At 72.9% G+C, this 18650-nt stretch carries 19 protein-coding genes; 9 read left to right on the top strand and 10 right to left on the bottom strand.

Translation table 11 applies throughout. The annotated features are described in order from the left end of the window. The first annotated feature begins 224 nt into the window (after window positions 1-224). Together ACIQWR_RS38015 and ACIQWR_RS38010 are read left to right on the top strand one after the other, a co-directional pair. Window positions 225-851, top strand: a complete 627-nt coding sequence (locus tag ACIQWR_RS38015) for a LuxR C-terminal-related transcriptional regulator (protein ID WP_404019637.1) — start codon at window positions 225-227, stop codon at window positions 849-851. Beyond that, window positions 848-1255, top strand: a complete 408-nt coding sequence (locus tag ACIQWR_RS38010; protein WP_404019634.1) for a response regulator transcription factor — start codon at window positions 848-850, stop codon at window positions 1253-1255. Before ACIQWR_RS38015 ends, ACIQWR_RS38010 begins: the two co-directional genes overlap by 4 nt. Window positions 1256-1310: 55 nt before the next feature. Here ACIQWR_RS38010 and ACIQWR_RS38005 read toward each other — a convergent pair whose 3' ends face one another. Beyond that, on the bottom strand, window positions 1311-1583 hold the full coding sequence (locus ACIQWR_RS38005; protein ID WP_385777056.1) for a GlsB/YeaQ/YmgE family stress response membrane protein: 273 nt from the start codon (window positions 1581-1583) through the stop codon (window positions 1311-1313). A gap of 268 nt (window positions 1584-1851) precedes the next feature. Between ACIQWR_RS38005 and ACIQWR_RS38000 the strand changes: the two genes are divergently transcribed. The 3 genes from ACIQWR_RS38000 to ACIQWR_RS37990 are packed head-to-tail and all read left to right on the top strand — an operon-like array spanning window position 1852 to window position 5638. Continuing rightward, window positions 1852-3141 carry an ATP-grasp domain-containing protein gene (locus ACIQWR_RS38000; RefSeq protein WP_404019631.1) on the top strand — a complete coding sequence of 430 codons (1290 nt, stop codon included), beginning with the start codon at window positions 1852-1854 and terminating at the stop codon, window positions 3139-3141. Beyond that, the gene (locus tag ACIQWR_RS37995) at window positions 3141-4445 is read left to right on the top strand and encodes an MFS transporter (RefSeq protein ID WP_404019628.1); all 1305 of its coding nucleotides are present in this window, start codon (window positions 3141-3143) and stop codon (window positions 4443-4445) included. Before ACIQWR_RS38000 ends, ACIQWR_RS37995 begins: the two co-directional genes overlap by 1 nt. After that, on the top strand, window positions 4442-5638 hold the full coding sequence (locus ACIQWR_RS37990; protein ID WP_404019626.1) for an ATP-grasp domain-containing protein: 1197 nt from the start codon (window positions 4442-4444) through the stop codon (window positions 5636-5638). Before ACIQWR_RS37995 ends, ACIQWR_RS37990 begins: the two co-directional genes overlap by 4 nt. Window positions 5639-5875: 237 nt before the next feature. Here ACIQWR_RS37990 and ACIQWR_RS37985 read toward each other — a convergent pair whose 3' ends face one another. Genes ACIQWR_RS37985 through ACIQWR_RS37960 form a run of 6 tightly spaced genes read right to left on the bottom strand, consistent with a single transcriptional unit; the run spans window position 5876 to window position 11284 of the window. Further along, the gene (locus ACIQWR_RS37985; RefSeq protein ID WP_404019623.1) at window positions 5876-7120 is read right to left on the bottom strand and encodes a cytochrome P450; all 1245 of its coding nucleotides are present in this window, start codon (window positions 7118-7120) and stop codon (window positions 5876-5878) included. Then, entirely contained in the window at window positions 7117-8346 is a 1230-nt protein-coding gene (locus ACIQWR_RS37980; RefSeq protein WP_404019621.1) for a cytochrome P450, read from the bottom strand. Before ACIQWR_RS37980 ends, ACIQWR_RS37985 begins: the two co-directional genes overlap by 4 nt. Next, window positions 8343-9017, bottom strand: a complete 675-nt coding sequence (locus ACIQWR_RS37975) for a GTP-binding protein (RefSeq protein WP_404019618.1) — start codon at window positions 9015-9017, stop codon at window positions 8343-8345. Before ACIQWR_RS37975 ends, ACIQWR_RS37980 begins: the two co-directional genes overlap by 4 nt. After that, window positions 8998-9351, bottom strand: a complete 354-nt coding sequence (locus ACIQWR_RS37970; RefSeq protein WP_404019615.1) for a DUF742 domain-containing protein — start codon at window positions 9349-9351, stop codon at window positions 8998-9000. Before ACIQWR_RS37970 ends, ACIQWR_RS37975 begins: the two co-directional genes overlap by 20 nt. After that, window positions 9348-9749 (bottom strand): roadblock/LC7 domain-containing protein, encoded by a 402-nt coding sequence (locus ACIQWR_RS37965; protein ID WP_354381922.1) that lies wholly within the window; start codon window positions 9747-9749, stop codon window positions 9348-9350. The genes ACIQWR_RS37970 and ACIQWR_RS37965 overlap by 4 nt, the downstream gene beginning before the upstream one ends. Beyond that, a complete protein-coding gene (locus tag ACIQWR_RS37960) occupies window positions 9746-11284 on the bottom strand; it encodes a sensor histidine kinase (protein ID WP_404019612.1) in 1539 nt (512 codons plus the stop codon). Before ACIQWR_RS37960 ends, ACIQWR_RS37965 begins: the two co-directional genes overlap by 4 nt. Before the next feature lie 283 nt (window positions 11285-11567). Here ACIQWR_RS37960 and ACIQWR_RS37955 point away from each other — a divergent pair, with 283 nt between their 5' ends. Then, window positions 11568-12044 (top strand): hypothetical protein, encoded by a 477-nt coding sequence (locus tag ACIQWR_RS37955; protein WP_404019610.1) that lies wholly within the window; start codon window positions 11568-11570, stop codon window positions 12042-12044. Between the two features lie 382 nt (window positions 12045-12426). Here ACIQWR_RS37955 and ACIQWR_RS37950 read toward each other — a convergent pair whose 3' ends face one another. Then, window positions 12427-12831: a TetR/AcrR family transcriptional regulator C-terminal domain-containing protein gene (locus ACIQWR_RS37950; protein ID WP_404019744.1), complete on the bottom strand. Its 405-nt coding sequence runs from the start codon at window positions 12829-12831 to the stop codon at window positions 12427-12429. A 71-nt stretch (window positions 12832-12902) separates the two neighbouring features. On the opposite strand from ACIQWR_RS37950, the gene ACIQWR_RS37945 reads away from it, so the two are divergent. Further along, window positions 12903-13889, top strand: coding sequence for an alpha/beta fold hydrolase (locus ACIQWR_RS37945; protein WP_404019607.1), 987 nt, complete (start codon window positions 12903-12905; stop codon window positions 13887-13889). Between the two features lie 251 nt (window positions 13890-14140). Here the strand turns inward: ACIQWR_RS37945 and ACIQWR_RS37940 are convergent, their stop codons facing one another. Beyond that, the gene (locus ACIQWR_RS37940; protein WP_404019604.1) at window positions 14141-14758 is read right to left on the bottom strand and encodes a TetR/AcrR family transcriptional regulator; all 618 of its coding nucleotides are present in this window, start codon (window positions 14756-14758) and stop codon (window positions 14141-14143) included. A gap of 67 nt (window positions 14759-14825) precedes the next feature. Here ACIQWR_RS37940 and ACIQWR_RS37935 point away from each other — a divergent pair, with 67 nt between their 5' ends. Then, window positions 14826-16160 (top strand): alpha/beta hydrolase, encoded by a 1335-nt coding sequence (locus tag ACIQWR_RS37935; RefSeq protein ID WP_404019601.1) that lies wholly within the window; start codon window positions 14826-14828, stop codon window positions 16158-16160. Between the two features lie 214 nt (window positions 16161-16374). Then, the gene (locus tag ACIQWR_RS37930) at window positions 16375-16980 is read left to right on the top strand and encodes a disulfide bond formation protein DsbA (RefSeq protein WP_399258910.1); all 606 of its coding nucleotides are present in this window, start codon (window positions 16375-16377) and stop codon (window positions 16978-16980) included. 63 nt (window positions 16981-17043) lie between these two features. Here ACIQWR_RS37930 and ACIQWR_RS37925 read toward each other — a convergent pair whose 3' ends face one another. Beyond that, window positions 17044-18168: an MFS transporter gene (locus ACIQWR_RS37925; protein WP_399259066.1), complete on the bottom strand. Its 1125-nt coding sequence runs from the start codon at window positions 18166-18168 to the stop codon at window positions 17044-17046. Between the last annotated feature and the right edge of the window lie 482 nt (window positions 18169-18650).

The following is an 18650-nucleotide window of genomic DNA, read 5'->3' as shown; positions in this document are numbered from 1 at the left end:
GGACCCGGGGCGCACCCCGGTCCGACCTCGGACGCACCGCCCCGGCCGCCCTCCCGCAGGACCGGGACGGCGGCCTTCACACGATCCGCCGCCGGTGGCACCGCGTCTTCACAAATGTGGGGGCAGGGGCCCGATGCCGCTCCCGGCGGCCGCCCCCAGTCTGGGAACCAGCACCCCTTCCGCCGGTCCGACACCCGGCAGGCGGATGACTTTCGGAGGACCCGGTGGGCGAACCCGTCCCTGTCAACGTCGTCGCACTCGATCCGGTGCTCGAAGCCGGCACCAAGAGCGCCCTGCTCGCTTGTCCGGAGGTGGCCCTGAGCGCTCCGGGCGGCGAACCCCGCGTCGTGGTCATGACCGTGGACCGGGTCGGCCGCACGGAACTCGACGTACTGCGCTCGATCCGGGACACCCCGTCCCGTCCGGACGTGGTGCTGGTGGCGGGCGAGCTGGAGCCCGCCGACGCCCTGCACGCGATCGCCGCCGGGGCCCGGGGGCTGCTGCGCCGCCGCGAGGCGGACCCGGTCCGCCTCGCCCGGGCCGTACGGGCCGCGTCCCGCGGTGACTGCACCCTGCCGCCGGACCTGCTGGACCTGCTGTTGGAACACTCCGGCGCCCGGGGGGCGGCGGCCGACGTGACCGCCGGGCCCTGGGACGCGGCCGGGCTCAGCGATCGGGAGCGGTCGGTGCTGCGGATGGTGGCGGACGGCCACGAGACGAGCGAGATAGCCAAGCGGCTGTGCTACTCGCCCCGGACGGTGACCACCGTCGTGCACGACATCACCCAGCGCTTCCGGCTGCGCAACCGCGCCCACGCCGTGGCCTACGCGCTCCGGGCGGGCATGCTGTGAGCCCCGTCGCCGCACCGACGCGCACGTCGGCCCGCGAGGGGGGCCTCGAAGCGGTCCGGTTGAGCCGGATGTTGGCCCAGGTCGCCACCGGCCTGGCGCCCGCCCCCGAACCGGCTCCGGACACCGTCGAGATGCCCTATCCGGATCTGCTGCGCCTGCTGTGCGGACACCCCGCACAGCCCGCCGCCAAGCCCGCGATCGCCGCGGACGCACCGCACTTGACCGCACGCCAGACCTCGGTGCTGGCACTGATGGCGGAGGGCCACGGCAATGCGGTGATCGCCCGCACGCTGTCCTGCTCGGAGCACACCGTCAAGAACGTCATCTACGAACTGATGTCCCGGCTGCACGCCCGCAACCGCTCGCACGCGGTGGCCTGTGCGGTGCAGTACAGCCTCATCTGACGCGCGCCCGCGGCGTACGACCCCCCTGTCCGCGCGCGGTGCGCGTCCGTCCCGGCTACCTGGACGAGCGCGAGTTGCCGAAGAGGATCCGGTAGGCGATCAGCAACACGAGCGAGCCCGCGATCGCGGCGCCCCAGGTGGCCAGGTCGAAGAACTGGTTCTGGATGGGCCGGTCGAGGAACTTGGCCGAGAGCCACCCGCCGATGAAGGCGCCGGCGACCCCGATCAGGGTCGTCCCGATCAAGCCCCCCGGGTCGCGCCCGGGCAGCAGGACCTTGGCGATGCCTCCGGCCAGCAGCCCCAGGATGATCCAGCTGACGAACCCCATACCCACCCACTCCTCTTCTACCCTGCCCGCACCCGCCCTCGGTGTGCGCGCTCACCAGGAAGGACGCCGCGGGGGCCGAAATGGTTCTCCGGCGCGGATCCGGCCGGTCCGCATGGGGAGGTCACGGAGGTGCGCGGACCCGAACCTTGAGCGGGCTATGCCGCCAAGTGGCCGGAAAGGCACAGTCGTCGGGCAGGCCGAGCACGGTGCAGCGCACCCGCCCCGGTCCCTCCCCGTCCCGCGCTCTCCGTCACGCAGCGAGGCCTCCATGACACTGCCCGATCCGTCCGGTCCGGCGATCATCACCCACGTGCTGGTGGGGTACAGCCCGGTGATGCTCGGCAAGCTGGACGTCCTGCTCCCCGAGAACTCCGTCCTGGTCGTGGAGGAGCCCGCCGTCATCGCCGCGCGCCGCATCGACGGCCTGGCCGACGCGCACCGCTGCGTGGCGGCGGTGCTCGCCGCGCCCAGCCAGGACGAGGAGCACCCGCAGCGGATCATCGCCGCGGTGCCCCGGCCCCCGGCCGTGCGCGCGGTCGTTCCGGTCGTGGAGTACGGCGTGGTGGCCGCCGCCGCCCTCGCCGAGGCGTGGGGGCTGCCCGGCGCGGGCCCGAAGGCCGCGCGGATCCTGCGGGACAAGGCCCTGCTGCGGGCCGCGGTGGACGGTACGGACCTGGACCAGCCCGCTTGGCGGTTGGCCCGCGGCCCCGAGGACGTGAGTGCCTTCCGCGCCCGCTTCGGCGGGGCGTGCGTGCTCAAGCCCGCGGGCCGCCAGGCCAGTCTCGGCGTACGGCTGTTGGGACCGCAGGACGACGGCGCCGCGGCCTGGGCGCACACCACGACCGCCGACGAGCCCTCCCTGCACGCCGGTTACCCGCATTCCGCCCGCTACCTGGTGGAACAGCGCCTGTACGGGCCCGAGGTGAGCGTCGAGGCGGTGGTGCACGAGGGCATCGTCGGCTTCACCAACATCACCGCCAAGATGGTCCAGGATTCGCGTCACCCCGTCGAGACCGGGCACACCGTGCCCGCCGCGCTGCCGGCGGCGCAGGCCGACGCGCTGCGCGGCGCGGTGGAGGTGCTGGTGTCGGCGACGGGCTTCCGCTCGGGCGTGCTCCACGCGGAGTGGATCCTCGACGGGGGCCGCCCGCACCTGGTGGAGTGCGCGGCCCGGCTGCCCGGCGGCGGGATCACCGCCCTGATCGACCTGGCCTACGGGACGGACATCCTGTCCGCGCTGCTCGGGGTCCTGGACGGCAGCGCTCCGGCGCCGCGGCGCCCGCCCGTCCTGGGCGCGGCCGTACGGTTCCTGATCGCGCCCGTCGGCCCGGTGGCGGCGGTGGAGGGCGTAGAGGCCGCCCGGCGCGCCTTCGGGGTGGAGGAGGTGCACGTCGGGGTGGCGCCCGGCGACGTCGTCCTGGCCGTCACCAGTTCGTGGGAGCGGGCCGGCTACGTCATCGCCACCGGTACGGACGCGGCGGCGGCGGCCCGCAACGCCGAGGAGGCCGCCGCGCTGGTCTCGGTGCGCACGGCGGGGTCCGCGGGAGGTGCGCGGTGATGCGGATCTCGCTCTCGGACTACGTGCCCGCCACGGCGGCCGGCCGGACCTTCGCCCTGACCTCGCTGATCAACGCGATCGGCACCGGCCTGTTCCTCGCGGGCTCCACGATCTTCTTCATCCGCTCGGTGGGCCTGTCCCCCGCCCAGATCGGCGCCGGCCTGGCCGTCTCCGGTTTCGTGGGCTTCCTGGCCACCGTCCCGATCGGCGCGCTCAGCGACCGGATCGGGGCCCGGCGGACGCTCATCGCGCTCCAGGTGTGGCGGGCCCTGTGGTTCGTGGCGCTGGCGTACGTCCACGGCTTCGTCGGCTTCCTCGTGGTGTCCTCCTGCCTCGCCGCCGCGGAGGGGGCGACGCAGCCGATGACGCAGGCGGTGGCGTCCGACACGACCGAGGAGTCCGACCGTACGCGGACGATGGCGATCGTCCGGACCGTGCGCAACATCGGCTTCTCGGTGGGTGCGCTGCTGGCGGCGCCGCTGCTGGCCGCCGACAGCATGTGGGCGTACCGGGGCATCGTGCTCGGCAACGCGGCGGCGTTCGTCGCCTCGGCGGTCATGCTGAGCAGGTTGCGGCTGGTGCGCTCCAGTGCGGCGCAGCGCAAGGTGGGGCCGCTGACGGCGATCCGGGGCTTCCGCGACTGGCGCTACCTCGGGCTGGCCGGGCTGGGCGGCGTGCTCAACCTGCACACGACGCTGTTGTCGGTGGGGCTGCCGCTGTGGGCGATGACGGCCACGGGGGTGCCGGCCGGTTTCGTGCCGGTGCTGATCCTGGTCAACACGGCGCTGTCGATCACGCTCCAGGTGCCGGTGTCGCGCGGTGCGGAGCGGCCCGGCGGGGCGGCCCGAGCCCTGCGGCTGAGCGGCTTCGCGCTCGCCGCGTGCTGTGCGGCGCTGGCGGCGGTGCACGGGCTCGCGCCGCTCCTGGCGGGGGCGCTGCTGCTGGTCGCGTGCGTCGCGCTGACCTTCGGGGAGATGTGGCAGGCGGTCGGCAGCTGGGACCTGAGCTACGCGTTCGCGCCGGAGGACCGTCGCGGGACCTACCTGTCGGTCTTCAGCCTCGGCAACTCGGGGCAGCGGATCGTGGGTCCGGCGCTGGTGACGGGCGTGGTGATCGGGACGGGAGCGGTCGGATGGGCCGCCCTGGGCGCCGTGTTCTGCCTGGCCTCGGTCCTCGTACCGCCGGTGACCCGGGCGCTGGAACGGCAGCAGGAGCAGACGCGGGAACAGGAACAGGCGCAGGCGCAGGCGCAGGCGCAGGCGCAGGGTCAGAAGCAGGCAGCGAGCGAAGGGGCAGTGGCGTGAAGGATCTGCTGGTGGTCGGCGTCGGCACGATGGGGCGCCCGTACGTGGAGGCGGCGAGGCGGCTCGGGCACCGGGTCCGCGCGGTGGAGAACGCGGCGCTCATGGGCGGCCGCCCGGCCGAGGAGGACGTCTCCTACTACCCGGTGACGGGATCCCTGGACGAATCCTGGTTCGCCGGGGTGACGGCGGCGCTCGCCGACCGCGCCCCGGACGGGGTGCTCGCCTTCGCGGAGGCCAACGTGACGGCGGGCGCGCTGGCGCAGGAGCGGCTCGGGCTGCCGGGTCCGTCCCTGCACGCCGCGGTGATCTCCCGCAACAAGGCCCTGCAACGCACCGGCTTCGGGGCGTACGGGGTGGCGCAGCCCGATTTCCTGCTGGCCCCGGACCTGCACGCGGCCCGGGAGTGGATGCTGGAGCGGCTGCCGGTGGTGGTCAAGCCGCTGTCCCTGGGCGGCAGCGAGGGCGTCGAGCTGGTCACGAGCGCCGCGGAGGCCGAGGAGATCGTGCTGCGGCGCGGCGGCGAGGGGAAGATCCTTGTCGAGGCCGCGGTGGCGGGCCCGGAGTACAGCTGGGAGGCGCTCGTCCACGAGGGCGAGGTGCTCTTCGCCAACGTGACGGAGAAGGAGACCACCGCCCCGCCGTACTTCGTGGAGCTCTCGCACCGCTGCGGGTACGAGTTCACCGATCCGGCGCGGGCGGCGCAGGTGGACGCCCTGACCGCGGGGGTGTTGCGGGGGCTGGGGATGCGGACGGGGCTGGTGCACCTGGAGTTCCGGGTGGGGCTGGACGGTCCGGTCCTCATGGAGGTGGCGGTCCGCACCCCCGGGGACTTCCTGGCCGAGGCGGTGAGCCTGACGTACGGCTTCGACCTGCACGAGGCGGTGGTGCGGCTCGCGCTCGGCGAGCCGCTCGGCGACCTGCTGCGCACCCGCCCGGTGGCGTACGCGGCGACGTACTTCCCCACCTGTGCGCCCGGCACGATCACGGCGGTCGACGGGCTCGCGGAGATCGCCGCGCACCCGGCGGTGGTCCGGGTCGGGCTGCGCAAGGGGGTGGGCGACCGGGTGGGCCCGCTCACCTCCTCCTCGCAGCGCCTCGGCCACATCCTGGTGAAGGCGGACTCCCCCGCCGCCCGCGAGGACGCCCTGAAGTTCCTGGCGGAGCGGCTGCGGATCACCGTACGAACCGACTGAGGCACCGGCGTGCCGGGGGGCGGGTCAGGGGCCGTCCGGCTACTTCCACCACGGCTCGGGGACCCGCCTGCGCGACCTCCGGCCCGCCTCACGGCTCTTGCGCAGGTCGCCGAAGGGGCCTCCTCGGTGAAGGCCCTCTTCTCGGGCTTCGGTGCCGGCGCCGCGACGCTCACCCTGTGCTGCCTGGTGTACTCCACCTACCGGGCCTGAACCGCCCCCGCCCCGCGGCGGCTGCGGTCAGGGTCGCGGGGTCAGGGTGACGGGCAGGTCGAAGAGGTCGTTCTGGGTCACGATCGGCTTGTTGCGCAGCTCCTCGCGGGCCACCGCCAGGCTCAGTTCGGGGAAGCGCGCGTACAGCGCCGGGAGGGCCACCGCCGCTTCCAGCCGGGAGAGCGCGGCGCCGGGGCAGACGTGCGGGCCGTGGCCGAAGGAGATGTGCCGGTTCGGGGTGCGGGTGATGTCGAACGAGCCGGCGCTCTCGCCGTGTTGGGCCTCGTCACGGCCGATGGCACCGAAGGAGACGACCAGGCCCTCGCCCTTCGGCAGGACCGTGTCGCCCACCTCCACGTCCTCGGCGGCGAAGCGGATCAGGACGTGCGAGGTCGGGGTCGACCAGCGCAGGGTCTCCTCGATGACGTCCTCCCAGGACGCCTCGCCCTTCAGCATCAGGGCGCGCTGTTCGGGGTGGGTCTCCAGGGCGACGACCGCGTTGACGATCAGGCTGATGGTGGTCTCGTGGCCGGCCGCGACCATCAGTTGGAGGGTGTTGGTGATCTCCTCGGTGGTGAGGCGGTCACCGTCCTCGGAGGCGGCGATCAGCGCGCTGGTCAGGTCGTCGCCGGGGTTCTCCCGCTTGGACTCCACGATCCGGCCGAACAGCGCGCCGAGGTCCGCCATCATCTGCGGGACCTCCTCGGGCAGGGTCTGCGTCGAGAAGAACTTCTCGAACAGCTCCTTCATCCGCGGGTGGTCGGCGGCGTCCACGCCCATCAGTCGGCTGACCACGTTCATCGGCAGCGGGTAGGCGAAATGCGCCTTGAGGTCCACGCTCTCCCCCGCGGGCAGCTCGGCGAGCCGGTCCAGCATCTCCGTGGTCAGCGCTTCGATGCCGGCGCGCAGCGTCTCCACCCGGCGCACGGTCAGCGCCTGCGCGACCAGGGTGCGCAGCCGGCGGTGCTCGTCGCCGTCGACGGTCAGCATCGAGCGGCCGGGGTTGACGAGCCCGATCAGCGGCCAGTCCAGGGGTATCTCACCGCGCTGCCAGGCGCCCCAGGCGTTGATGTCCTTGACGATGCGGGGGTCGGTGAGCAGCTTGCGGGCCTCGGCGTGGTGGGTGACCGCGTAGCAGGCCACCCCGCCGGGCAGGACGACGCGGACCAGCGGGCCGGCGGCGCGCAGGGCGGCGCTCTCGGCGTCGAGGTCGGCCACGAAGGGGTCCAGGGCGATGGCGGTGGAGCCGGTGTGGTCGATCGGGCACGTCATCTGGTGGCTCCAAGGGCGGGGGTCGGGGTGTAGGTCACGGGCAGTGCGGACAGGCCGCGCAGCCAGGGCGAGGGGCGGCGGGCGAGCGCGGAGGCGGGGACCGCCAGGTCGACGTCGGGGAGCCGGTCGAGGAGGACCTCGATGCCGGTCCGCGCGATGACCTCGGCGACCTCCTGCGCGGGGAACGGGCAGCGGTGTTCGCCGTGCCCGAAGGAGAAGAAGGCGTTGTTCCCGCCGGTCAGCGCCCCGGCGTCGGTGCGCACGTGCGGGTCGGAGTTGGCGGCGGCCAGCCCCAGCAGGACGAGGTCGCCGCTGGCGATCCGGCGGCCGCCGAGGTGGGTGTCGCGGGAGGTCCAGCGGCCCGCCACGTTCTGGGTGGGGGTGTCCTCCCACAGGACCTCGTTCATGGCCTCGCCGACGCTGTGCCGGCCGCCCGCGAGGGAGGCCGCGAAGCGGTCGTCGGTGAGCATGAGGCGCAGCGAGTTGCCGATCCAGTCGGCGGTGGGCTGGTGCCCGGCGGCCATCATGACCATGAGGTCCTGGGCGACCTCGTCCAGGGTGAAGCCGGACCGGTTGGCGAGCATCCGCGAGGCCACGTCCGGGCCGGGCGCGGCCGACTTGGCGGCGAGCAGCGCGTACATGGAGCCGCCGAGGTGCTGCTGTCCCGCGAGCGCGCCCTCGCGGCCGTTGATCATGTCGTTCATGGCGGTGACGAGGCCCGGCCCCTCCTCGTCCGCGAAGCCGTAGATGCGGGCGAGGACGCGCAGCGGCAGCAGCATGGCGTACTCGCCGACGATGTCGCACTCGCCCCTGCCGCAGAGCTGGTCGATCAGCTCGTCCGCGAACCGCTCGGCGTGGCCCTTGAGTTCGAAGGGGTCGATGGCCTCCAGCGCGTCGGAGATCACCGCCGCCCGGTCGCGGTGGCGCTCGCCGACGGTGTAGAGGATCGACGGCTGCTTGCGGCCGATCATCGGCAGGAGCGGCCAGTCGGCGGGGATCCGGTCCCACTGGTTCCACAGGTCGGAGTCGCGGGAGAAGAGCACCGGGTCGCTGGTGACCTGGTGCAGTTCGCGGTAGCCGAGGACCAGCCAGGCCGGTACGTCGCCGTCGAGGACGACCGGGGCGACGGCGCCGTGGTCGCGGCGCATCTCCCGGTACAGCTCGGCGGGGTCGGTCTGGAACCGGGGGCCACCCAGCGGTACGGGGCAGTGCTCGGGGGTGGTCACGGGGTGGGCTCCGGGGTCGTCGGCCGGTCGGCCGTCTGGGCGTGCTGGGTGTGCCGTTCGTGGCGGACGTGTTGGACGTGCCGGACGAGGGAGATGAGGACCTGCTTGCTGGACTCGCGCGAACGGGCGTCGCAGAAGACCAGCGGGACGTGCGGCGGCAGGTCCAGGGCGCCCCGGATCTGTTCCGGGGTGTGCACGGGACCGCCGAAGTCGTTGCAGGCCACCACGAAGGGCGTGCCGTGGTGTTCGAGCCTGTCGATGGCGTACCAGGAGTCGGCGAGCCGTCGGGTGTCGACGAGGACGACCGCCCCGAGGGTGCCGGAGAACAGCCGGTCCCACAGGAACCAGAAGCGCTCCTGGCCGGGGGCTCCGAAGAGGTAGAGCACGTTGTGGGCGTCGAGGGTGATCCGGCCGAAGTCGAAGGCGACGGTGGTGGCGGTCTTGGTGGCGACGCCGCCGGTGTCGTCGACCGCCTCGCCCGCCTTCGTCATCGTCTCCTCGGTGTTCAGCGGACGGATCTCGCTGACCGAGCGGACCATGGTGGTCTTGCCGACGCCGAAGCCGCCCACGACGACGATCTTGAGACCGTTGTCCGCGGTGCTGCTGAGGGCCTGCCGGGCCGGGCGGGGTTCGCGCTGGTCAGCGGGCTGATCAGAGATTGCGGAGTCCAACGAGCACCTGCTCCAGGATGTCGGGGTCGGGAAGGAGGTACGCCGAACGCGGGTGCCGGGCACTGATCTTGCCGGTGCCGAGCAGGTCGGCGAGCAGGATCCGCACGATCGACACCGGCAGGCCCAGCTCCGCGGCGATCTCGACGACCGCCGTCGGGTACTGGCACATCCGCAGGATGGCCGCGTGTTCCGACTGCATGCCGACGAGCGGATCGCATTCGGCGACGACCAGCGTCACGAGGTCGAAGGCGTCCGAGCCGGAGCGGCTGCGGCCGCCCGTGAGGGTGTAGAGCCGGTCCGGGGAATCGTCCCGGCCCGGCCTGCTCCGGCTCATCCCCGCGGCCTGGCGATCAGGTGCTCACCGAGCTGTTCGACCAGTTCCGACATGTTGTGGCCGACGAGGCCCGCGTCCGCGTCCTCCGCCGCGACCAGCGCCAGGTGGGCGCCTTCGCCCGCCTCGACGATGAAGAGGATCCCGCCGTAGAACTCGGCCATCGCGGAGCGGACGCCGCCGCTGCCGTCGCCGAACTCGATGGAGGCCCCGTGCGAGAGGCTCTGGATCCCGGCGGCGATCGCCGCGAGCTGGTCGGCCTGGTCGACGGACAGCTCCGGGGTGCGGCAGAGCTTGAGGCCGTCCCGGGAGAGCACGAGGGCGTGGCGGGCGCCGGGGGTGCGCTCCAGGAGGCTCTCCAGGAGCCAGCCGAGCGTCTCGTCGGTGGTGGTGCCGGTCATCGCGTGTTGCCTTCCGGGTGCGGGGGGTTCGAGGCGTGCGGGGGCGCTGCGGGCGGCGCGGCCGCGGCGCCGCGCACGGCCTGGCGGAAGCTGCCGAAGCGGGCGGCGGAGCGGGAGGCGTCCGCGGGCGGGCGCGCGGCCGACGGGTCGCCGGCCCCCTCGGGGTGGGCTGCGGCCAGGGTCCGGCCGCGGCGCCGCTGCGGCAGTCCGCTCTCGCCGAGTGCGGGGTGCTCGCCGGTGTCCTCGGCGTCCGCCGCGCCGGCCGCGCCCCCGTCGGTACGGGTCGCGGTGCGCGCGGGGTCGCCGGCGCCATCGGCGCCGGTGCGCGCGGCGCCGTGGTCCGCGGCGGGTTCGACCGTCGCGGCGTCGGTTCCGCCGACGGGGACACCACCCTCGGCGGCGGGGTTCTCCGAGGGACCCCGGCTGATCAGGTCCTGAGGGAGCATCATCAGCGCGCCGGTGCCGCCGCGCGCCGACGGGCGGAAGGACACGGTCAGTCCGTGCTTGCGGGCGAGGCGGCCGACCACGGCCAGGCCGAGGCGGGTTCCGGAGAGCCCGGCCAGGTCCAGCGATTCGGCGGCCACGGCCTGTTGGGCGCGGCGCAGCTGCACCTCGCTCATCACCAGGCCGCTGTCCTCGACAGTGATGATGATCCCGGCCGGGACCTCCTCCACGTACACGTGGACCTCGGCGGTCGGCGGCGAGAAGTTGGCCGCGTTGTCGAGCAGTTCGGCGAGCGCGTGCATGACGCCCTCGGCGGCGTGCCCGGCGATGGCCGCGTCACTGGTGAAGTGCAGCCGCACCCGCTGGTAGCTGCCGATCCGGCCCATCGCGCCGCGCAGGATCGACTCCATGACGATCGGCCTGGCCCAGCGGCGGCCCGAACGGGCGCCGGTGAGCACCGCGATGGAGTCGGCCAGCCGGCCCGCCTGGGCGGTGCGGTGGTCGAGGTGCAGCAGGTCTCCGAGGACGTCCTCGTCGGCGTGCCGGTGTTCCATCTCCCGCAGGTCGGCGAGCATGCCGGTGGCCAGCGCCTGCATCCGGCCCGCCGCGTTGGCGGCGGCGGCCATGGCGGCGGCCCGGCCGGATTCGGCGCGGCGCAGCTCGTCGCCGAGGTGTTGGCGCGCGCTGAGGTGGGAGGCCGTCAGCCGGTCCGCCTCGGCGGCGCCGGCGCGCACGAGCCGGTCCAGCTCGGCGGCGTGATCACCGGTCAGTTGCCGCCGCTCGGCGGTGCGGGCGGCCGCGTCACGGGCCGCCGCGGCGGTGAGCCGGGATATCTCGGCGTCCCGGGCGGACACGTCGGCGGCGAGGCCGGCGGTGCGCCGGCGCAGCAGTTGGGCCGTGCGCGTCGTCCAGGTGAGTCCGAAGGCGGCGATCCCGAGCAGCAGGACGCCGGTCACGGAGAACCAGGCGAGGGGGGTCCGGACGGTCGACGGGGCCGCGGCCACCGCCGCCGTGCAGAGCGCTCCGCCGACCGCTGCGGTGAGCAGCAGGGCGAGCGCGGAGGGGCGAAAGGGGGAGGGCGACGCCGTCATCAATCAAAGCCTCAAACCGGACAGAAATGGAAGAGAGGGTTCCTGTGGCAACGAGAGGCAACTATAGGAGAGTTGCTGATCGATTGAGAAAGCCCTTGATGAAGATTGGATCGCGATGGGGTCACTTGGTAGCGATCTGAGGCGTTTTGTCGTCTCATTTTCACGTGCCAACACCCCACGACGCGCCCTCTCCGCACCCTCGCCGCACCCGCGCACGACGGCCGGAGCAAGATCATGTGACCCGACATCAGGGCCGAACGCTCCCCCGGCGGACTCGGCCGCGGTGACCGGCCAGCACGGCGAGTCCGTGGACTCCCACCTTGAACCGGCTTCAGCCGCGGCCGGGGTTCCCGGCCCCCGTGCCGCGCTGGGAGCGCCCACCGGGGTCACCGGTACCGTGTGGCGCGGCGTCGTCGTGGTGGTCGCCGAGGGGGACGTCCGGCAGAATTCCGCCGACGCGCCTCGCGACGAACCCCAGATGACAGCCGCCTTCGGCACGTTCGCCGGGCTGCTGGCGGTGTTGGCGCTGATGTTCGGTGCGGTGCGGCTGGTCAGGCCGCGCGACCCCGGATTCCTCACCTGGCAGCCGTACGGCAAATGGCTGCTCATCGTCACGGGGGCCAGCTGCGCCGTCGTGGGTCTGTCCACCGTTTGGACGGGCCTCCCGTGGTTGCTCGTACCCACGGTCTGCGGGATGGTCGTCGCGATTACGGCGTGGTTCCTCCACCGAGACCTGAGGCTCGGACGGGTCGGCCAGTAGAACAGTCCGGCCCACCAAGAGGACTTCGGGCTCCTCCTGGCAACCACGAACGATCCCATCGCCGCCCTGGATGCTGCCGAGGGTCGAGCAGGAGCGGTACGCGACCGCTGGGTAGACCAGTCCATGGCAGGCGACGAGTACCGCGGCACGGAGTTGCCGGCCGCCCGGCCAAGGCCCCTGACGGCCAGCCATCGCCGACACCGCAGACTTCCTGACCGGAGACTTCACGGAACTCCGACCAGAGCCTGAATTTTCCTCGGTGTCGCCCTCCGCCCCAGTTGGTTCCCGAAGTGAACCAACTGGGGAAATGCGGGAGCGGCAGGTAGCAGCATCACGATCACTTGGTCGGTGAGTGCCTGACCGGCAGCTACGGACCAGCCCGCTAGGGGATCAGGGCCGCCACCCCGTCCAGGATCCGCTCCAGGCCGAAGTCCAGCGGGTCCCCGCCCTGTGGCGCGAAGGCGCCCTCCGCAATCGCCAACGTGAGCGCGGGGAAGCGGTCCGCGTGGCGCTCCAGGACGTCGGCCGTGAGCTGTGCCCACTGCGCGTTCGCCGCCTCGTCGTGGTCCACGTACTGCTGGGTGATGTTGCGGACATGGCCTACGAGCAGCAGGAACGTGTCGTGTCGCTGGGCCGCCGACAGGCCGGTGCCGGCCAGCGCGGCCAACGCCGTCTCCACCCAACCGAGTTGATTGGGGCCCATGATCTGACGACGCATGTCGGTGGCCGCCAGGATCCACGGGTGGCGGCTGTACCTGGCCGAGCACTGCCGGGCCCACTCGGTCAGCTGCGGGCGCCAGCCGCCGGGGATGCCCGCGGCCGGGGCCGGGGGGCCGATCGCGAGGCAACGCCTCCCTGATGAAGATCGGCACCCCGAACGGCATCGACGAGCAGGGCTTCGTCCGCATCGGCGGCATGGACCAGTGGATCTCGGTCCGCGGCGAGGACCTGGCCAACCCGGTCGTCCTGGAGCTGCACGGCGGCCCCGGCGGCTCGACCGCGATCTTCGGGCCGCGCACCAGATCCTGGGAGAAGCACTTCACGATCGTCCGCTGGGACATGCGCGGCTCCCTCAAGACCTTCGGCCGCAGCGGCGCCGACGGACAGGGCGAGATGACCTTCGCCCGGATCTACGCGGACGCGATCGAGGTCACCGACCACGTACGCAGCAGCCTGGGCGTCGAAAAGGTCGTCCTGCTCGGCCACTCCTACGGCAGCGCCTTCGGCCTGCGGCTCGCCCGCGAGTTCCCCGAGCGCTACTCCGCGTACGTCGGTACCGACCAGAACATCCACGACGCCGGCCGCGACGACTCCGTACACCAGGCCCTGCTCAGCCGGCTGCGTGCGACCGGAAAGCGCAAGGAACTGGCGGCAGTCGAGGCGCTCGACCCCGATGCGCACCAGTGGACCGCCCGCGAGCGCGCGACGCACGCCAAGCTGCTGGCCACCAGCGACCCGCTGACCCTGGACACGATGAAGAAGGTCGTCATGGGATCCCTGTGGTTCTCGCCGCTGCACTCGCTGCGCGAGCTGGGGCGCTACGTCAAGGGCATGACCTTCTCGGAGCAGATCACCGTGGGCACGTCCGGGTTCGACGACTGGGCGGACGGCACGGAGTTCGAGATCCCGTTCTTCCTCTTCCAGGGCGAGAAGGACGTCCTGACGTCGCCGGAGCTCGCCCGTGGCTTCTTCGACGACGTCCGGGCGCCCGTCAAGGGCTTCGCGCTGATCGAGGACTGCAGCCATTTCGCGGCCTTCCGACGGCCTGAGCGTTTCCTGGAGCTGCTGCTGGCTCATGTGCGGCCGGTGGTCGCAAGCGGGTCGGATGCCGTGGCAGGCATCTGACCGACGTGCGGTCGGTCGATGCCCAGCGGTCTCGATGTCGAGTTCGACCGCCGGACTGTCCCCCTCAACCCTCAACCCTCACCTCACGCCGGCAGGCCCGTGGGGCGCGCGCGGGTGGTGGCGTCAGCGCTTCCTGGAGAGCTGCGGGACTGAGGGACTGAGGGCCCCTCGCTGCTCAGCCGACTGCCTGCTGCTGTTCGGCGCGGCCTCGGGCGCGGGTGGCGGCGAGGCGGTAGGACGGAGCAACCGCTTCACGGCGCCGGGTCCGGGCGTCGAAGGCCGGGGAAGGCGGCTGGGGTCGCCCAGCCGCGCAGTACGGCACCGATCGTCGACCGGAACGCGGCGTCGGCCGCGGTGCCGTCGAGGCCGCCGGCGAGTTCGAGGGTCACGAGCCCGTGCAGGGCGACCCACAACGAGACGGCGATCAGTGTGGTGTCGCCCGTGAGGACGTGGGCCGCCTGGGCGCGGTCGATCGCCGCGACAAGCGGTCGTACCGGGTCCCGGTCGCCGACCCAGGTCGACGGTACGAAGGACTGTGCGCCACCGAACAACACCGCGTACAGGTGGCGGTGTTCGCGCCCCCAATGGCGGTACGCGATGGCCAACGCGTACAGATCCTCCTGGGCGGCCTCCGAGGCGGGAACAGCTGTCAGGTCCTGGAACAGGCCGGCGACCGCCTGGTCACGCACCTCACGGATCAGTCCGTCCTTCCCCTGGAACAACGTGTACACCGCCGCCGTCGACGTTCCGGCGGCAGTGGCCAGTGCGCGGACCGTGACCGACTCCTGCGGGCGAGTGGCGAACATCTCGGTCGCGCATGCGACGAGCCGTTCTCTGACGGCGGCGTCGTTCGTTCTCGGCCTTCCCATGGGAAGCAGTCTACCCATGCTGATAACATCGTTTCAAAACGACGTTTCAAAAAACTGGGAGATCACCGTGCCGCCGTCCGTCATACGTCCCTTACGTCTCTTCGGCCGCCTGCTGGCGGCCACCGCCGCGGTGGTGGGGTTGGTTGCCCTTTTCCTGACGCTGATCGTCGCCACAGACGGCGCGGGCTCGGGGTTCGTCGCATGGTCCGCGACTGTCGGGGTCGCGGTCTTCGCAGCGCTGTGGCGGGGCCGCCGGCGCCCCTGGCGGGGACAGCTGATGCCATTCCTGCCGGTGCTCGTCGCAATGGCCCTGGCGCTGTCGGTGTGCGTCCCCACCGTCCCCACAACGCGCCGCCACCCGCCCGGCCTGTCGTTCGTGACCGCCGAACACTGGAGCCTGTCCACCGGCAGCCGGGTCGCGGTCTACCACTACCCGCCCACCGGCAACAGCCCCCGGCAACGCGTCCCGCTCGTCTACCTCAACGGCGGCCCGGTGCGCGGCATCTCACTGCTCGACCACCGCTTCCTGCAGCGGCTCGCGGGGCAGGGCTACGACGTGTACGCCTACGAACAGGCCGGCGGCGGACGCAGCGACCTGCTGCCCATGAACCAGTACTCGATCACCCGGTCCGTCCACGACCTCGGCGCTTTCGTCGGCAAGCTCGGTAAGGGCCCCGCCGACGTGCTGGGCTTCTCCTCGGGCGGGGTCGTGCTCACCCGCGCGCTGGCCGACCCGGCCATCGCCGCCCACCTGCGCCGGGCGGTCATCGCCGAGCCGGGCCCGATGGACGGCCCCACCGCCCGGATGGCCGAGCAGAAGGGTCGGCCGTCGGCCCGCGACATCGCACCGGCCGTGACCGGACCGCGCTCCACGCACGTCCCGCGGTACGCGGTCGCCTTCGGCCTCATGCGGCTCGGACTGCTCAGCCCGGACACCGGGCTGGTAGGGCAGGCGGAGGGCGACAACGCCTTCACCGCTGCCGATCTCGGCAGCGACACCGCGTCCGCCTACTGCGCGCGGGACGCGCACCGCATCCCGGTCGAGGACACTGCGGAGAACTTCTCCTTCAGCGCTGCCGCCAGCCTCCGCATCCAGCAAACGATCAAAGACTCCCCCTCCATCGCCCCTCAGCTCAGGCGCTCCCGGACACCCGCGATGCTGATGATCGCCGAGTGCTCCTCCCAGGCCCGGCCGTGGCAGACGACCCTCCTCGCGGACAACCCCGCCGTCCAGCGCACCCAGTACATGCCCGGCGTCGGCCACCACATGTGGAACGGCCTGGGTGACAACGACCAACGAGCAGCAGCCACCATCACCGCGTTCCTCCAGGACGAGCCCGCACCGCTGCCCGACTACCCGACCCGAGCCGACATCCCCGCCTTCCTCCGGGACCACAAGTAAGCGAGCAGACCCATGGCCTCGCATCCAAGGTGCGTGGAGGATCCGGCGGCATCCGCGGCGACCTCACCCGTCTCTCACAAACGGAACCCTTTCGCGGAGCCTGGCCGCGGTAGCCATACGAGAACAGGGCCGACTCCCCGCGGGGCAATGGCCCACTCCCACGGCAGCAGAATGGCCCTTCTGGACGGGACATGGGCCTCCTAGGATCGGACGGGTGACCAACAAAGTTGATTTCTACTTCGATCCCATCTGCCCCTTCGCCTGGATCACCTCCCGCTGGATCCTGGAGGTGGAGAAGCAGCGCGACCTGGACCTCAATTTCCGTGTCATGAGCCTGTCCGTGCTCAACGAGGGCAAGGAAGACCTACCCGAGCGCTACCGCAGGCTGCTGGAGACCGGCTGGGGCCCCGTGCGGGTCTGCATCGCCGCCGCCCAGGAGCACGGCGAGGGCGTACTGCGCGACCTGTACACCGCCCTCGGCACCCGACTGCACAACCAGGACCGGTCGGCCACGGACGAGCTGATCCGCGAAGCCCTGGCCGAGGTCGGCCTGCCGGTGGAGCTGGCCGAGGCCGCCGAGCGCACCGAATACGACGACGCCCTGCGCAAGAGCCACCACGAGGGCATGGACCCGGTCGGCGAGGAGGTCGGCACGCCGACGATCCACATCGACGGCACCGCCTTCTTCGGACCGGTCCTGACCTCGATCCCGCGCGGCGAGGACGCCGTACGGGTCTTCGACGGGGTGCGGCTGCTCGCCGGGTACTCCGACTTCTTCGAGCTCAAGCGCACCCGGACCGGCGGCCTCGACTTCAGCTGAGGCCGCTCCACGGCCGGGGCGGACCACCGACCGGGTGGGACCTCCGACCGGGAAGCCCCGCGTTCACCGCGAGCCGGATCGCGGCCGGTCGCCCCCGCGGCGGCCGGCCGCCGCCGTGAGCGCGACACAGGCCGTGAAGACCAGGCCCGCGCCCCGCAGGCCCAGCCACAGGGTGAGCGCCCCGACGCCCACCACGGGCAGGGAGATCCCGCAGTAGGCGACGACGAACAGCGTGGAGATCGTGGCGCCGCGCTGCTCCGCGGGGGCCGCGGCCGATACGGTCGCCACCGCCGCGCGGAAGGCCATGCCCTGGCCGACCCCGGCGAGGGCGCCGCCCACCACGAGCAGCGGCAGCGATTCCACCGCCAGCGAGGCGGCGACCAGAGCCAGGCCGGCCACCAGCAGCAGCCGCCCGCGCGGTAGCGCGCGCTCCGCCTCCAGCCGGCCCGCGGCCCACTGGCCCACGGTGGAGGCCAGGAAGACCGAGAAGACGATGGCCCCCGCCACCGCGTGGTTGGTGACGTCGAGCGTCTGCGCGACGAAGGTGGGCGCCACCGCCGTGAACAGCCCGAGCAGGGCGAAGCCGGCGAAGGCGGCCGGCGCGCAGAGCGCGAACGCGGCCCGGGCCCCGGGCGGTACGCGCAGGCCCTGGGGATGCGGCCGGGCACGGCGGTCGGGCCGCTCCACGGTCTCCGGCAGCAGCAGCACGACCACCGCCGCGGGCACGAGCAGGGCGAGGTGCACCAGGAAGGGCAGTGCGAGCGGGTGCGGAGCGTACTCGGCGAGCAGCCCGGCCACCAGCGGTCCGCAGCCGAGGCCGCCCATGTTGGCGGCGGTGGCGGCGAAGGCGGCCCGGGCCCGGCCCTCGGGCGGGGCGAGCTCGATGACGGTGGCGGTCGCGGTACCGCTGAGCAGCCCGGCCGCGAAGCCGGACAGCAGCCGCCCGGCGAAGAGCAGCGGCAGCCCGTCCTCGGACAGGAAGCAGACGGCACTCGCCGCCGACAGCGCGAGCGCGGCCAGCAGGACGGGCCGCCGCCCGGCCCGGTCGGAGTAGTCCCCGGCGAGCAGCAGCACGGCCAGCACGCCGACCGCGTAGACGGCGAAGACGACGGTCACCACGAAGGTGGAGAAGCCGATCTCCTCGCGGTAGAGCCCGTAGAGCGGTGTCGGCAGCGTGGTGCCCATCATGCCGATCGCGAAGACGGCCGCGGCGGCCAGGTATCCGGGTCTGCGGCGCGGTGCGGCGGTGATCACCACCGCATCGTACGAGCGGGCCCGCGCCCCGCCCGGGAGCCCGGCCCGGCCCCGCGCGCCCTGACGCGCGCCCGCTGAGCATCCGGTGCACATCCGCCGCACACCCGCTGCGCGGATCGTCAACGATCTCCGCGCGCAGTGCACAACCACGGCGGCCGTCCCTCCCTAGGCTCGGGGAGCGGAGTGCGTGAGCGGTGGTGTTGGCATCGGGGGACGCAACACCACCCCTCGCGCACCCGACCCCGTGGCGTCGCCCGGGGTACCTCCCAGCGGTAGCCGGGGGAGTTCGAGGCGCGGGCCCCAGCGGAGGCAAACCCAGCCTCGCCGGCGTTTGAGGCGCGGGGCCGGGCGGAGCCCGGGGCGGCCCGCCAGGGCCGTTGTCCCCTGCGGGGCTCGGGGGGGGGCGCCCCCCCCCC

Source organism: Streptomyces sp. NPDC098789 (assembly GCF_044759975.1).
Lineage (GTDB): Bacteria > Actinomycetota > Actinomycetes > Streptomycetales > Streptomycetaceae > Streptomyces.
Note: the sequence above shows the minus strand (reverse complement) of the source record. Positions and strands in the feature narration are given on the sequence as shown.

What these genes read in the sequence shown, in the direction of transcription:
- ACIQWR_RS37985 (WP_404019623.1), bottom strand. Translation starts at nt 7,120, where the DNA reads ATGACGTGCCCGATCGACCACACCGGCTCCACCGCCATCGCCCTGGAC.
- ACIQWR_RS37940 (WP_404019604.1), bottom strand. Translation starts at nt 14,758, where the DNA reads ATGGGAAGGCCGAGAACGAACGACGCCGCCGTCAGAGAACGGCTCGTC.
- ACIQWR_RS37945 (WP_404019607.1), top strand. Translation starts at nt 12,903, where the DNA reads ATGAAGATCGGCACCCCGAACGGCATCGACGAGCAGGGCTTCGTCCGC.
- ACIQWR_RS38005 (WP_385777056.1), bottom strand. Translation starts at nt 1,583, where the DNA reads ATGGGGTTCGTCAGCTGGATCATCCTGGGGCTGCTGGCCGGAGGCATC.
- ACIQWR_RS37960 (WP_404019612.1), bottom strand. Translation starts at nt 11,284, where the DNA reads ATGACGGCGTCGCCCTCCCCCTTTCGCCCCTCCGCGCTCGCCCTGCTG.
- ACIQWR_RS37970 (WP_404019615.1), bottom strand. Translation starts at nt 9,351, where the DNA reads ATGAGCCGGAGCAGGCCGGGCCGGGACGATTCCCCGGACCGGCTCTAC.
- ACIQWR_RS37925 (WP_399259066.1), bottom strand. Translation starts at nt 18,168, where the DNA reads ATGATGGGCACCACGCTGCCGACACCGCTCTACGGGCTCTACCGCGAG.
- ACIQWR_RS37995 (WP_404019628.1), top strand. Translation starts at nt 3,141, where the DNA reads ATGCGGATCTCGCTCTCGGACTACGTGCCCGCCACGGCGGCCGGCCGG.
- ACIQWR_RS38000 (WP_404019631.1), top strand. Translation starts at nt 1,852, where the DNA reads ATGACACTGCCCGATCCGTCCGGTCCGGCGATCATCACCCACGTGCTG.
- ACIQWR_RS37965 (WP_354381922.1), bottom strand. Translation starts at nt 9,749, where the DNA reads ATGACCGGCACCACCACCGACGAGACGCTCGGCTGGCTCCTGGAGAGC.